We start from the raw sequence: 13,960 nt of genomic DNA on the forward strand, positions 1-13,960 counted from the left end.
CCGATATCGCCGGAAACTCACACCGATTTTCCGGCGGCATCGACGCTCCTTGCCTGCAACCATGAAACGATCTATGGGTTCCCCTACAACGCTGGGGGAATAATGGCTACGATCACTGTAAATAGTAACTATTCATTGGACATGAGCGGCTACGACTTCAGCTGGCTCTACTACGGCGAATACTACGAATTCGGAACGACGCTCTACCGGGTCGACTATGGCGACGGCGGAGTCGACGCGTTCGGCGGCTTCGGCTTCACCTACGGCGGCGCCGTCCCGATCGGCGGCACGGTCACGAGCTATGGCTACTATTACAATGGAGAGCCCGTGTGGATCGCCGAGGGGATCAGCATCTCGGCCACGAGCATCGTCAATGCGGCAACCACCTATTCGACAAATGACGACCTCGCAGTGATGACCGCTGCGCTTGCCGGCAATGATACAATCAGAGGCGGCAACTACGCCGACCTTCTGGCGGGCTTCGGCGGTAACGACCTGATCTACGGCAATGGCGGCGATGACGCGCTCCGCGGCTTCAGCGGCAACGATACGCTTGACGGCGGAGCGGGCAACGACATGTTGCGTGGCGGCGCCGGCGGCGACAGGCTTTACGGCGGCATCGGCACGGATACCGCCTCCTGTATCGACGCGACGGCCGGCGTGATCGTCAATCTTACGAGTACAGCGGCCAACACCAACGACGCCAAGGGCGACAGCTACTCCTCGATCGAGAACCTTATCGGATCAATCTACAACGACGCGCTCACGGGTAACATCGGCGCCAACAGCCTCGACGGCGACGCGGGCAACGACACGCTGGTCGGTGGTGCCGCAGGCGACAGGCTCTATGGCGGCACCGGCACGGACACTGCCTCCTATGCCGGCGCGTCGCTCGGCGTAATCGCCAATCTTACGAGCGCTGCGGCAAACACCAATGACGCCAAGGGCGACAGCTACTACTCGATCGAGAACCTTGTCGGATCGAGCTACAACGACGCGCTCACCGGCAACGCCGGCGCCAATACCCTCGATGGCGGGCTCGGCAACGACACGCTGATCGGCGGCGTCGGCGCGGACAGGCTCTATGGTCGCGGTGGTACCGACACCGTCTCCTATGCGGGTGCTGCTCTCGGCGTGATCGCGAATCTTACGAGTGCAGCGGCAAACACCAATGACGCCAAGGGCGACACCTATTCCGAGGTGGAGAGCCTCATCGGCACGAACTATGCGGACAAGCTCTACGGCAACGCGGTTGCCAACGGGCTCACCGGCGGCGCCGGCAACGACACGCTGACGGGCTATGCCGGCAACGACCTTCTTTACGGCGGCGCGGGCCGCGACCTGCTTTATGGTGGCACAGGCGCCGACCGGTTCATCTTCAAGGCGACGTCCGAATCCGCCGGCGCCTCCTTCGACTCGATCTACGATTTCCTCGCGAGCGAGCAGGACAGGATCGATCTTTCGGCGATCGACGCCAGCACGAAACTGACGGGCAATCAAGCGTTCAGCTTTGTCGGAACGGCGGCGTTCAAGGGCGTGGCGGGCGAGCTTCGCTATGAAAAGCAGGCGTCCGACACCTGCGTCTATGCCGACGTCAACGGCGACAAGGTTGCCGATCTCAAGATCCACCTCGACGACGCCGTCACGCTGACCAAGGATTATTTCGTCCTGTGAGTTGAGGCGGGATTCGCCAGCCATAACCCCGCCCCGGCGGGGTTTTTCATTGCCACTGCATCACTCCTCAAGCGGGGGCTGAAAAGACCCAAGAGCCTCGTTCACGGCGGGCTGGCGAACGTTCGCCGCCGCATTCACCGCGCAGTGGCCGGCCTTCCAGTGCCCGTGACATGAACCTTTGCGCTCGCCGAACGTTTCCCTCCCTGCCTGCAATAGTGCGGAGGACTGGCGATGGTTCCTGTCCGGCATGCCAAGATGGTCGAGTGGATCGTGGTGATTGCCGCATGCGGCCTTGTTGCAGCGTTCATGGTCGCCACGTTGATGCCCTGATCGATGTCGCCTTTCAGATAATGCCGGAAAACTTCCGCTCGCGGATGTAAGCGATTGCCGCTGCTTGCAAAGCCCTACACTCCTCCTCCAGCCGGAGCAGGGATTCATCGTCCTTGTCGGAAGCGCACCGCAAAGCATCGCGCCGCACGCACGCATGCTCGTACATCTCACATAACTGCAGAAACGCGAGATCCTGCATCATCCAGGGGCTGTTCCTCAACTCAGGGGCCGCCAAAAGCAGCCTGGTCATCCCCGCCTTTTGCACATCCATGCCAAACGCCCGCATTCTTCGACGAGCCGCGAAGTGTTAATGCCGACGTCGGCGGAAGGTTCCAGAAGCGCCCCAAATGCACTCGCTCACGCGGGGGTCTTCAGTGCCCGCAACGCGGGACGACCCAAAGAAGAAAAGAAATCAAATGGATGTTTCCTTGAGAACATGCGGCGCTGCAACCGACCGCAGGTCATTTGACAACCGCCGTGACGAGAAAGGCGGCAATGGCGCCGCAGAGCGCTGCATAGGCGCAGGCGCGCAACATTTTCATTCGGCGCGTTCTCTCCCCGGTCCAATCGTAGCCCATCATGTGCTCCGAACCGCCTTACAGCGCCGCGCGTCTCATGACGCACGAGGGCCGCCGTAATGCTTTGAATTGCCACATGATTCCTCAACCCAGCTTCGACTTGGGGAATCTTCCGGTACCTTGCCGGCTTCTTCTTAAAAAATGGAGAATCGAGGCCAGAAAATCTGCTCGACCTACAGCGCCGCGCGTCTTATCAGACGCGCGAAGGACGCTGTAGCACTTTGAATTGCTGCATGTTTTTACCCTTAAATCGGCTACGATATAAGGAAACATGCAGTAGTGCTGGCGTCCTTCAGACGCAGAAGGGCGCTGACACCTTCGAGGTGCTGCCTGTTCCCATCCTTGATCGGCTTGATGGCGCGTCAACGTTCGTGAACGGGCGCCATGCGGCCCCTTCCCGTCTTGCCTTTCATCCGCGAATGCGCAAGTTACACCAGAACGGGCCTTGCCCGAGGAAACTTTCGAGGAAACCGCTTTGAACTCCGACAACAAGCCCGATGCCACCATCAAGGTCGAGAAGCGATTGAACGGCCGCTGGGCCTTCGTGCTTACCTTCCGTGGCGTGACCTATCCGGCCGAGGGGCAGTTTGCCTCCGAGCTCCAGGCGCAGGCCGCGGCGCATGCGGCGAGGAAGATCCTCGAGAAGCGCGGCTGACCAAATAGCCGCTCGGGGCCGCCTGTCCGTGAGCCGCCATGCTACAGCGCCGGGCGTCTTATCAGACGTGCAAAGGATAAGTGCAGTAGGGTCACTATGACTTTAGGTCGAATCCATGTAATTGGGCTCGGCGCTCCCACACGCTCCCTTATTCCTGTGCTTGTCACAGGAATCCAGCGCGCCCAAGTCCTTGGGCGCGGGAGACCCCGCAGGGCCGACCGCGGATGTTTCGGGCACCCCGCCGCGCCTCAAGCGCGGCCTCACTCCGGCAGGCCCGCCAGGCGATAACCATCGACAAAGTACCGCCTGAGCTCTTCGTCCCGGAAGGGCTGCGATTCGGACCACTGCCGGATCGTGAAGTTCGGGTTGTTCATCATGAACAGCTGCGCCTCCGTCCGCGCGTCGTCCAGCCGTCCGAGCCGCGCCAGGCTTGCCGCAAGCAGGCGGCGCGAGGTCGCCCGGTATGTCTCCGGGCGACGCAATGTCTGGACCGCAGCCTCGTAGTCGCGGCCGGCATACTGTGCCTGGCCGAGCATCCAGTAGTACCAGCCGGGCGGACGAGGATTGAGCCGGAGTGCCTTGCGGACGTGCTCGATGGCATCGCCGGGTCGCCCGGCCAAGACAATCAGATCCGACCGCATCGCCCAGGCGTCGGCATGGTTGGGATCGAGCCGCAGGGCGAGGTCGAACTCCGCGTCCGACTCCTCCCAGCGGCGCTCATGCCCGAGAATGATGCCGAGCACCCAGCGGTTGCCGGCGTCATTGGGGTCGAGCGCGACCGCCCTTTGTGCCTCCGCCACGGCGCGCGCCCGGTTGGGATCGATCGGCTGATCCCAGAACTCCCAGCTCAGCCACAGATTGAGCGCCAGCAGCCGGTGCGCCTCCGCATAGTCCGGATCGCGTGCGATGACCCGCTGCAGCAGGAAGATCGCCTCCCTTGCGCTGCCGGCCGTCTGCAGGCCGAGCGAACGCGCCCGGACGCAGAGGTCATAGGCCTCCATGTCGGTCGGCCTGTTTCGCGCCGGCGCGGCCGTCAATCGCCCGACGAGCGCCTCGACAATCTTGCTCGTCACCTCGTCCTGGACAGCAAAAACGTCCTCCAGGCTACGGTCGAATCTTTCCGCCCACAGGTGGTCCCCTTGCATGGCATCGATCAACTGGGCATTGACGCGGACGCGTCCGGCGGCGCGGCGGGCGCTGCCTTCGAGGACGTAGCGAACGCCAAGCTCGCGGGCGATGCGGCGCACATCCGTGGGCCTGCCCTTGTAGGCGAAGACGGAATTGCTGGCGATGACGAACAGGCCACTGGCCCTGGAGAGGTCGGTGATCAGGTCCTCGGTCAAGCCGTCGACAAAAACCTCCTGCTCCGGATCGTTGCTCATGTTGGTGAACGGCAGGACGGCAATGGAAGGCTTGGTCGGCAGCGGCAACGGTGCCTTGGCGGCGCCGTGCTGGCCCCAGGCCGGAGTCTCGATCCGATAGACGGAAACCGGCTCGACGACGTTCTTGATGGCGTGCGGGCCAAGGTCGTCGAATTCGCAGTAGAGCCGCCGGCGGACCTGATCGTAGATGCTGCTCGAGACGAAGATCTCTCCCGGACCGGCCATCGCCTCCAGCCGCGCGGCTACGATCACGCCATCGCCGTAGAGATCGCCGCCCTCGACGACGACGTCGCCGAGGTTGATACCGATTCTCAGAAGAATTTGCCGGTCGTCGGCCAGTCCCTCGTTTGCAACCTGCATCCGCCGCTGGAATTCGATCGCACACGTCACGGCGTTTACCGCGCTCGCGAACTCGACCAGCACACCGTCGCCCATGGTCTTGACGACGCGGCCGTTATTCTCGCGGACGAGCGGTTCCAGGATCTGCTTGCGGCGTTCCTTCAACGTCGCCAGCGTGCCGCTCTCGTCCAGTTCGACGAGGCGGCTGTAACCGACCACATCGGCAGCCATTATGGCGGCAAGACGCCGTTGAGTGCGTTCATCAGCCATGTCAGACGCTCTCGCAGAACGCAGTACCAGGAATTGTAGGACGTCGCCGGAAAATGTCTATCAGTCGAATGCTTCGGCGGCCGCGCCCGGTGGACGCCGGGACGATCGCGGTTCTACTTGCGAATTCCGAGAAGTTTTATGTTGTGGCAAATGAAAAATCTGATTTACTGCCACTTCGCTACTTGGCTTTTCGGGGGATATTGCCGATGGGGTGGACGCGCAGGGATATTGTGCTTGGTGGTCTGGCGTCGCTTGGCGCCGTGGCGGTCCAGAGACCCACATTCGCAGCCGCGTCTTCCTATTTTTCCGGCACCGCCGTCGACAATGGCGTGACGTTCCGAAGCACCAACTTTGCCAAGATCGACCAGAAGTGGCGCCGTCAGGTCGTCAAGTATTTCAGCAGCGAGCCGATCGGCACCGTCGTAGTCGATACCAGGCACCATTTTCTCTACCTGATCATGGAGAACAAGACTGCCATCCGCTATGGCGTCGGCGTCGGCCGCGAGGGCTTCAAATGGTATGGCCGCGCCACGATCGACCGGAAATCGCTCTGGCCACGCTGGACGCCGCCGCCCGAGATGCGTGAGCGCCACCCCGAACTGCCTGAATCGGTCGACGGAGGTTCGCCAAAGAACCCGCTTGGCCCGCGCGCCATGTACCTGCTCCGCGATGGCGTCGATACCGGCTATCGCTTGCACGGGACGCTGGAGCCGGGCAGCATCGGCAAGGATGCCTCCAGCGGCTGCATCCGCATGTTCAACGAAGATGCGATCGATCTTTATCAGCGCTGCCCCATCGGCACCGCGGTGCAAGTCCTGCCGCACATCGCCGACCAGGCCGAAAGTGCCGCTCAGCTCAGCCAGGCAACCCCGGTCGAATGAGGAATATCACCCTGATGTCTGCTTTGACCGGATATACGAGGCCGCTTTTCGCCGCGGCCATGCTCCTGACGCTCGCCGCCTGCGCCACCACTGAAATCGCCGCGCTGGAAGAGCCGGCCGCGGTGCCGATGACCGGACAAACCAACGATCCGGCGCCCGGTTTCGAGAATGTCGTGGCCGGCAGCGAAGAGGACTTCATCCTGAATGCCGGCCGACGGACATATTTCACGCTGGACTCGGCCGCGCTCGACTCCGTTGCCATGGCAACGCTGGACAAGCAGGCCATGTGGCTCAACAACAACCCGCGTTGGCTGGTCAAGCTGCAGGGATTTGCCGACGATTCCGGGTCCGCGTCAAATATGACAACGCTGTCGCAGAAACGCGCCGACGCGGCGATGGCCTATCTCGTCTCGAAGGGCGTGGATCCCAACCGCATGTGGGCCAAGGGTTACGGCAACGACCGCGAGGTCCGTGACTGCACGGACCGCTCCTGCAAGGTCCAGAACCGGCGCGTCGTCTCGAACCTCCGCACCGAGCGCGACGCACTTTAAGGAAAACCTGCAGCGGGCGCATGAAGCCCATCCGAGGGATCAGGACCCTTGAACTCTCGAAACGGCTCGAGCAGGTCGCTCGTCTGGCTGTCGCATGGCCAGATGTTGTCGTGCTTCAGACCGGCAGCCCGCTCTGCTTCCGAAGGCTTTTGTCGAAAGCGGATTCGGGGACGAAACGGCGCAGCAAGCGAACTTGGCCGGCGAGTTTTCCCGCTGTGTAGCGTCGTTTCGGCGCGTTAGCCATTGCCGCTTTGACGACGGTCTCTGCTACGACCTCTGGGTCTTCGCCGCTTTTGACGCTCTTGCGCATCTGCATTTCCATGTCGGCGCGCACCGCGTCGTAGACAGCAAGCGGCCGATCGGGCCTGGTTATATTTTCCTCGAACGCCGTGCGGGTAAAGCCGGGTTCGACCAGCGCGACCCGAATTCCGAATGTGCGTAGTTCGTGATCGAGCGACTCGGAATAGCCTTCGACGGCATGCTTGGTCGATGCATAGAGAGCATTGTAGGGCGACGGGATCAGCCCCAGAATGGAACTTATGTTGATGATCCTGCCCTGTCCTTGACTCCGCATGGTTGGCAACACCGCGTTGGTGACTCGAAGAACGCCGAAGACGTTCACGTCGAACAGTGCCTGAGCCTGGGCAGTTGAGGACTCCTCTGCGCCACCGAGCAGTCCAATGCCGGCATTGTTGACGAGCAGGTCGATACGCCCTGTCTCGGCCAGCACCTCCTCCACCAGTTTCGCCACGGATGCGTCATCGGTCACGTCACAGGTCAGCATGGTGATGCCGTCGGATCCCCCTGAGGCCGCGCGACGGCTGGTTCCGAAGACGCGAAAGCCCGCGCGCTGAAGGGCTCTGGCGGTTGCGCGCCCGATGCCGGTCGATGCCCCGGTCACCAGGGCGACGCCAAGATTGGCTTTGTTCATGAAACTACTTCCTTCTTTGTGCTGATTTCGTTTGCAAATGACGCAAGCGCTCTCGTTCACGCTGCCCGGCTAAGCTTCAGTCACGGGCATTCCGGCGCCGGCAAGCTTGTCTGTCCATCTCCGGAACACGGCGCTGGCGTTGACACCGCCGAAGCCAAAGCCGTTGGAGATCGCGTAGTCCATCTCCGTTGGCCGAGCCTGGTTTGCGACGAAGTCAATCCCCTCGCCGGCCGGATCAGGAGCGCTCAAGTTGAGAGTCGGGGGGGCCATCTGATCTCTAAGCGCCAGGATCGTGAAGATGGCTTCAAGCCCGCCGGCAGCTCCGAGCAGGTGCCCGGTCGCCGACTTCGTTCCGCTGACAGCTACGCTGAAATCCGCGCCGAACACCCTCTTGATCGCCGCGATTTCCCCGAGGTCGCCGACCGGCGTCGAGGTCGCGTGCGCATTGAGGTGGCGGATCTCGCGCGGCGAAATTCCGGCCTGGGCGATTGCGATCTCCATGGCTCGGCGCGCACCGTCGCCGTCCTCGGGACCGGAGGTGACGTGGTGGGCGTCCGCAGTCGTGCCGTAGCCGACGAGCTCGGCGAGCGGTTTCGCGCCGCGTGCGAGCGCGTGGCTCAATGCCTCGATGACCAGGATGCCGGCGCCCTCGCCCATGACGAAGCCGTCGCGCAACATGTCGAAGGGACGCGAGGCCCGATCAGGCGTTTCATTGAAGCCGGTGGAAAGAGAGCGTGCCGCGGCAAAACCGCCGAGGCTGACGATATTGATGCAGGCTTCCGTTCCGCCGCACACCGCGATGTCGGCTTCGTTGGCGCGGATAAGACGAGCCGCATCGCCGATTGCCTGAATGCCGGCCGCGCACGCCGTCACCGGTGCGCCGAGCGGACCTTTGAAGCCGTAGCGGATGGAAATTTGTCCGGCTGCCAGGTTCACCAGAAAGGACGGCACCGTGAAGGGTGAAAGCCGTCGCGCACCGCGCTGATCGACCGTTCGCACCGCTTCCGTAATGGCGGGGAACCCGCCGATGCCCGAAGCGATGATCGTGGCGGTCCGGGCGCGGTCATCTTCGGAGGCCGGCTTCCATCCCGCCTGGGCAAGCGCCTCTTCCGCCGCCGCGAGCGCGAAGAGAATGAACCGGTCTACCTTGCGCTGATCCTTTGGGGCAAAGACGGTATTCGGATCGAAGCCCGCCTCGGGGTCTTCTTCCAGGGAGGGAACCGTCCCGCCGATCTTCGCCGGCAGGTCTCCCACCACTACGTCAGGAAGCCGCCGGACTCCCGAACGGCCAGACAAGAGCCGCGACCAGGAAGTCGCCACATTGGCTCCGAGCGGGCTAACTGCTCCCATGCCTGTAACAACGATACGGCGCATGTGTTCTCCAGATATAATTTTGTTGGATCCATCGGCGCGGCTACAGCGGTAACGCCGCCACGGGATGGCGTCATTCTTTCCCGGCGGAAGCCGCAATCCGCCGAGCTTCGTCGGCGGCTGCCTCGAGAAAGCGCTGCGACATCTCTTCATCATTCAAGATACGAGAGATCGTCACGGCACCCACCATCAGCGACAGCATCGCCATGGCCTTGCCGTAGGCTTTTGGACTTTCCGCCTCCGACATCAGTTCGTTGAGAATTTGAAGATGAGCTTGAATGCCATCCTGGAACGGGGCTCTCACCTCCTCGGTTTGACGCGCCGCATCAGCACCAAGCGCCACCAAGGGACAGCCGTCGCTCTTCTCTTCGCGATGTCCCATCGATAGGTAAATCTCGATAACGGCCTCGAGGGGGTTAGGGCTTGCAGCAGCAACAGCCGACCATCTGCGGGTCGCGTGCTCCATCGCTCGCCTCGATGCCTGTGCCGCAAGATCGTCCTTGGATTCGAACTGCTTGTAGAATCCACCCTGGGTCAGGCCGGCCCCTTTCATCAGATCCTTGAGCCCGATGCCATCAAAGCCGTGCTCTCGAAAAAGCCGGCTAGCAACGTTGATGACCGCTTCGCGATTTGCCTCCGCCTGTGCGCGGCTAACTCTCATGATCGACCTCCAATTAGATTTCACTTGACATCTATACCACGATTAGATTTATATCGCAATCTAATAGAGGCAGCGCCCGTCAACAAGGGTCATCTGACATGAACCGCAAATTTCTTCTCACATCGATCGGTCTTATGGCTGCAGCCGGCGGCGCGGCGTATGCGTTCGTTTTCGAAGCGCCAGCACCGGACGCGGAGGCCGCCGACCCCCGCCTCGCGTCGCCACTTGTAAGGGTCGTGCAGGCGACGAGATCGCAGAGCGGCGAGCGGGCCTTTACCGGTACGATCGCCGCCCGGGTGCAAAGCAATCTCGGCTTTCGCGTGCCGGGCAAGATTGTTGAGCGACTGGTCGACGTCGGTCAGCAGGTCAAGGCGGGTCAGGCTCTGATGCGCATCGACGAAACCGATTTGCGTCTTGCGCTGGCTGCTAAGCGCAATGCGGTTGCCGCGGCCCGCGCGGTCCTCGTTCAGGCAAGCGCGGACGAAAGGCGCTATGCCGCTCTTGTCAAGGGCGGAGTCGCCGCTACGCCCCAGCGTTACGAGCAGGCCAAGGCGGCGTCGGATACGGCTGAGGCGCAGCTTGCCGTCGCGGAAGCGGAAGCCAAAGTCGCAGAAAACGAAGCGACCTACTCCGTCCTGGTGGCCGATGCGGATGGAACAGTGGTCGCGACGCTCGGCGAACCCGGACAGGTCGTCGCGGCGGGGCAGACGGTGGTTCAACTGGCGCATGCAGGCCCGCGCGAGGCCCTGGTCGCGCTTCCCGAAACCGTTCGTCCCGCAATCGGGTCGGAAGCCGAAGCAAGTGTCTATGGAAGTGACGGGCGGCGCGGAAGGGCGCGCTTGCGACAAATCTCGGATGCTGCCGATTCGCAAACCCGAACGTATGAAGCGCGTTACGTGCTCGACGGCGAGGCCGCCTCGGCGCCGCTCGGTTCGACGGTAACCATCAGATTCCTCAACGGAGAAAGGCAGTCGGAGGTCGCGGTGCCGGTCGGCGCCGTGTTGAATGACGGGAGCCGCACCGGGGTTTGGATTGTTGAACGAGCTTCTTCGACCGTGCGCTTTGCTCCGATCCAGATCAAACGGCTCGGCGAAGAAACCGCGTCTGTCACCGGCATCGAGGTTGGAGATCAGGTCGTGGCACTCGGGGCGCATCTGCTCAGGGATGGCGCGCCCGTCAGGACGGGACTTCAGGCAGAGGCGGTAAACTGATGAGCTTCAATCTTTCCGCGCTCGCGGTTCGCGAGCGAGCCGTCACCCTGTTCTTCATCGTTCTGCTGGCTGCCGCAGGCGTCTACGCTTTCGCCAAGCTAGGGCGTGCCGAGGACCCCTCCTTCACCATCAAGACCCTGACGGTCACGGCTGTGTGGCCGGGCGCAACAGCGCGCGAGATGCAGGATCTAGTCGCTGAGCCGCTCGAGAAGCGCATCCAGGAACTGACCTGGTACGACCGTGTCGAGACCATGACCCGGCCGGGCTACGCCTTTCTGACCGTCACGCTGAAAGACAGCACGCCGCCCACGGCAGTTGAGGAAGAGTTCTACCAGGCCCGTAAGAAGCTCGGGGATGAAGCCCGCAACCTGCCGTCCGGCGTCTTCGGCCCCTTCGTCAACGACGAGTATTCCGATGTGAGCTTCGCCCTTTATGCGTTGAAGGCCAAGGGCATGCCGATGCGCGAGCTTGTGCGGCAGGCCGAGGTGATTCGCCAGGATCTTCTGCATGTGCCGGGCGTCAAGAAAATCAACATCCTTGGGGAGCGGCCCGAGCAGATCTTCGTCGAATTCTCCTACGCTAAGCTCGCAACCCTTGGCGTATCGGCACAGGACATCGCTGCGGCTTTGCAAAGGCAAAATACCGTCACGCCGGCGGGTTCGATCGACACACGCGGCCCGCAGGTCTTCATCCGGTTCGATGGTGCCTATGATAGTATCCAGGCGATCGCCGATACCCCGATCGTCGCCGCCGGGCGCACGTTGAAGCTCTCCGATTTCGCAGATGTGCGGCGCGGTTATGAAGATCCCGCTACCTACCTTATCCGCCATGAGGGCGAGCCCGCCATCATGCTTGCTGCGGTGATGCAGCAGGGCTGGAACGGGCTGGAACTCGGCAAGGCGCTCGAAAAGAGATCTGCCGCGATCGCACAGACGCTGCCGCTCGGTATGACGCTCGCCAAGGTCAGCGATCAGGCTGTGAACATCGACGCTGCGGTCGGCGAGTTCATGATGAAATTTGCCATGGCGCTTGGCGTTGTGTTGCTCGTGAGCCTGCTCAGCCTCGGTTGGCGTGTCGGGATCGTCGTGGCGCTGGCTGTTCCGCTCACGCTTGCCGTCGTTTTTCTCATCATGCTGGAAACCGGCCGGTTCTTCGATCGCATCACCCTCGGCGCCCTCATTCTGGCGCTCGGCCTTCTCGTTGACGACGCCATCATCGCAATCGAGGTGATGGTAGTGAAGATGGAAGAGGGCATGGACCGCATCAAGGCGGCCGCCTATGCCTGGAGCCATACGGCAGCGCCGATGCTGTCCGGCACACTCGTGACAATCATAGGGATGATGCCGGTTGGCTTTGCTAGGTCAACCGCGGGCGAGTATGCCGGCAACATCTTCTGGGTCGTGGGCTTCGCGCTGATCGTCTCCTGGATCGTCGCGGTGGTCTTCACGCCTTACCTCGGCGTCAAGATGCTGCCCGCGATCAAGCCGGTCGAGGGTGGCCATTATGCCATCTACGATACGCCGAATTACCGGCGCTTGCGGGGGCTCATCAAGTCCGCAGTGCGCCACAAGTTCATGACATGCGCTGTCGTCGGCGTCGTCATGGCTCTTTCTGTCGTTGGCATGGGAGCGGTGAAACAACAATTCTTCCCGACGTCGGATCGTCCCGAGGTGCTGGTCGAAGTCCGTATGCCCGAGGGCACCAGCATCGAGACGACGACCGCCACGGTCGAGAAACTCGAGCGCTGGCTGCAGGAACAGCCCGAGGCTGAGATCGTCACCAGCTATGTCGGACAGGGCGCTCCCCGTTTCTTCTTTGCGATGGCCCCGGAATTGCCTGATCCCGCCTTCGCCAAGATCGTCGTGCTGACCCCGGACGCGGAGGGGCGCGAGGCTTTGAAGCACCGGCTCCGCGAAGCGGTGTCACAGGGGCTTGCACCCGAGGCTTATGTGCGCGTCACCCAGCTTGTGTTCGGGCCGTATACGCCGTTCCCGGTCGAGTTTCGGGTCATGGGACCGGATCCTGCCCAACTGTACAGCATTTCCGAGAAGGCCCTCGACATTATGCGGGGCGTCCCGGACGTGCGACAGGCCAACCGCGATTGGGGCAACCGTACACCTGTTCTCCGTTTCATCCCGGATCAGGATCGATTGAACCTCGTCGGCCTTTCGCCGGCCGAGGCAGCTCAGCAGATGCAGTTGCTGCTGAGCGGCATTCCGGTCACGCAGGTTCGCGAGAACATCCGCAACGTGCCTGTCGTCGCACGTAGTGCTGGCGAGAGTCGCCTCGATCCGGCAAGGCTGGCCGACTTCTCGCTGATGAGCAGGGACGGCCGACAGATTCCACTCGATCAGATCGGCCATTCCGAAATCCGGTTTGAGGAACCGATTCTGAAACGTCGCGATCGGACCCCCGTCATCACGATCCGATCGGATATCAATGAGGCGACGCAGCCCCCGGAGGTCTCACAGCAGGTCACGACCGCGCTTCAGCCACTGATCGCCTCGCTCCCCGTTGGATATCGCATTGAAATGGGTGGAAACATCGAGGAATCGCTCAAGGCAAATGTGGCGCTGGTCCAAATCTTCCCTGCCATGATTGCCGCCATGCTGATCGTCATCATCCTCCAGGTCCGCAGCCTGTCCACGATGACAATGGTCATGTTGACGGCGCCGCTCGGTCTTGCCGGGGTGGTTCCAGCGTTGCTCCTCTTCAATCAGCCCTTCGGCTTCAATGCTATTCTCGGACTGATAGGGCTGGCCGGCATCCTGATGCGCAACACGCTGATCCTGACCGAGCAGATCAAGGAGAACCAGGCGGCTGGTCTCGACGATTATCATGCGGTCATCGAGGCGACTGTGCAGCGGACACGCCCGGTTATCCTCACCGCACTTGCCGCCGTACTGGCCTTCATTCCCCTCACCCACTCGGTCTTCTGGGGGTCGATGGCCTATACGCTGATCGGCGGCACGGCGGTCGGCACGGTGCTGATCCTGCTCTTCCTTCCGGCGCTCTACGCGGCGTGGTTCCGGATCAAGCCGACTGCAGATGAGATCCATGAGGATACGGCGGAGAAACCGGAACTGCGCATAGCAATGGCTGCCGAGTAGCGTCTGTCGCGGGTCT

At 62.1% G+C, this 13,960-nt stretch carries 11 protein-coding genes; 6 read left to right on the forward strand and 5 right to left on the reverse strand.

Annotated features, from left to right (window positions below):
- Nucleotides 1-102 precede the first annotated feature (102 nt).
- Nucleotides 103-1,674 carry a calcium-binding protein gene (locus RB548_RS09765; protein WP_331374727.1) on the forward strand — a complete coding sequence of 524 codons (1,572 nt, stop codon included), beginning with the start codon at nucleotides 103-105 and terminating at the stop codon, nucleotides 1,672-1,674.
- A gap of 343 nt (nucleotides 1,675-2,017) precedes the next feature.
- On the opposite strand, the gene RB548_RS09770 is transcribed toward RB548_RS09765, so the two are convergent.
- Nucleotides 2,018-2,275, reverse strand: a complete 258-nt coding sequence (locus RB548_RS09770; RefSeq protein ID WP_331374728.1) for a hypothetical protein — start codon at nucleotides 2,273-2,275, stop codon at nucleotides 2,018-2,020.
- Between the two features lie 782 nt (nucleotides 2,276-3,057).
- Here RB548_RS09770 and RB548_RS09775 point away from each other — a divergent pair.
- Entirely contained in the window at nucleotides 3,058-3,237 is a 180-nt protein-coding gene (locus tag RB548_RS09775; RefSeq protein ID WP_280658773.1) for a hypothetical protein, read from the forward strand.
- A gap of 260 nt (nucleotides 3,238-3,497) precedes the next feature.
- On the opposite strand, the gene RB548_RS09780 is transcribed toward RB548_RS09775, so the two are convergent.
- Nucleotides 3,498-5,228, reverse strand: coding sequence for an adenylate/guanylate cyclase domain-containing protein (locus RB548_RS09780; RefSeq protein ID WP_331374729.1), 1,731 nt, complete (start codon nucleotides 5,226-5,228; stop codon nucleotides 3,498-3,500).
- Between the two features lie 206 nt (nucleotides 5,229-5,434).
- Between RB548_RS09780 and RB548_RS09785 the strand changes: the two genes are divergently transcribed.
- Nucleotides 5,435-6,109 (forward strand): L,D-transpeptidase, encoded by a 675-nt coding sequence (locus RB548_RS09785; RefSeq protein ID WP_331374730.1) that lies wholly within the window; start codon nucleotides 5,435-5,437, stop codon nucleotides 6,107-6,109.
- The gene (locus RB548_RS09790) at nucleotides 6,106-6,660 is read left to right on the forward strand and encodes an OmpA family protein (RefSeq protein WP_331374731.1); all 555 of its coding nucleotides are present in this window, start codon (nucleotides 6,106-6,108) and stop codon (nucleotides 6,658-6,660) included. Before RB548_RS09785 ends, RB548_RS09790 begins: the two co-directional genes overlap by 4 nt.
- A 115-nt stretch (nucleotides 6,661-6,775) precedes the next feature.
- On the opposite strand, the gene RB548_RS09795 is transcribed toward RB548_RS09790, so the two are convergent.
- From RB548_RS09795 to RB548_RS09805, 3 genes are all read right to left on the reverse strand, one after another.
- Complete coding sequence (locus RB548_RS09795; protein WP_331374732.1) at nucleotides 6,776-7,591, reverse strand: oxidoreductase; 816 nt, start codon at nucleotides 7,589-7,591, stop codon at nucleotides 6,776-6,778.
- 69 nt (nucleotides 7,592-7,660) lie between these two features.
- Nucleotides 7,661-8,965, reverse strand: a complete 1,305-nt coding sequence (fabF, locus tag RB548_RS09800; protein ID WP_331374733.1) for a beta-ketoacyl-ACP synthase II — start codon at nucleotides 8,963-8,965, stop codon at nucleotides 7,661-7,663.
- Nucleotides 8,966-9,035: 70 nt separating this feature from the next.
- Entirely contained in the window at nucleotides 9,036-9,623 is a 588-nt protein-coding gene (locus tag RB548_RS09805; RefSeq protein WP_331374734.1) for a TetR/AcrR family transcriptional regulator, read from the reverse strand.
- Between the two features lie 98 nt (nucleotides 9,624-9,721).
- Between RB548_RS09805 and RB548_RS09810 the strand changes: the two genes are divergently transcribed.
- Entirely contained in the window at nucleotides 9,722-10,834 is a 1,113-nt protein-coding gene (locus RB548_RS09810) for an efflux RND transporter periplasmic adaptor subunit (protein ID WP_331374735.1), read from the forward strand.
- Nucleotides 10,834-13,944, forward strand: coding sequence for an efflux RND transporter permease subunit (locus tag RB548_RS09815; RefSeq protein WP_331374736.1), 3,111 nt, complete (start codon nucleotides 10,834-10,836; stop codon nucleotides 13,942-13,944). The genes RB548_RS09810 and RB548_RS09815 overlap by 1 nt, the downstream gene beginning before the upstream one ends.
- Nucleotides 13,945-13,960: the final 16 nt, after the last annotated feature.

Source organism: Sinorhizobium chiapasense, from assembly GCF_036488675.1.
Taxonomy (GTDB): domain Bacteria; phylum Pseudomonadota; class Alphaproteobacteria; order Rhizobiales; family Rhizobiaceae; genus Sinorhizobium; species Sinorhizobium chiapasense.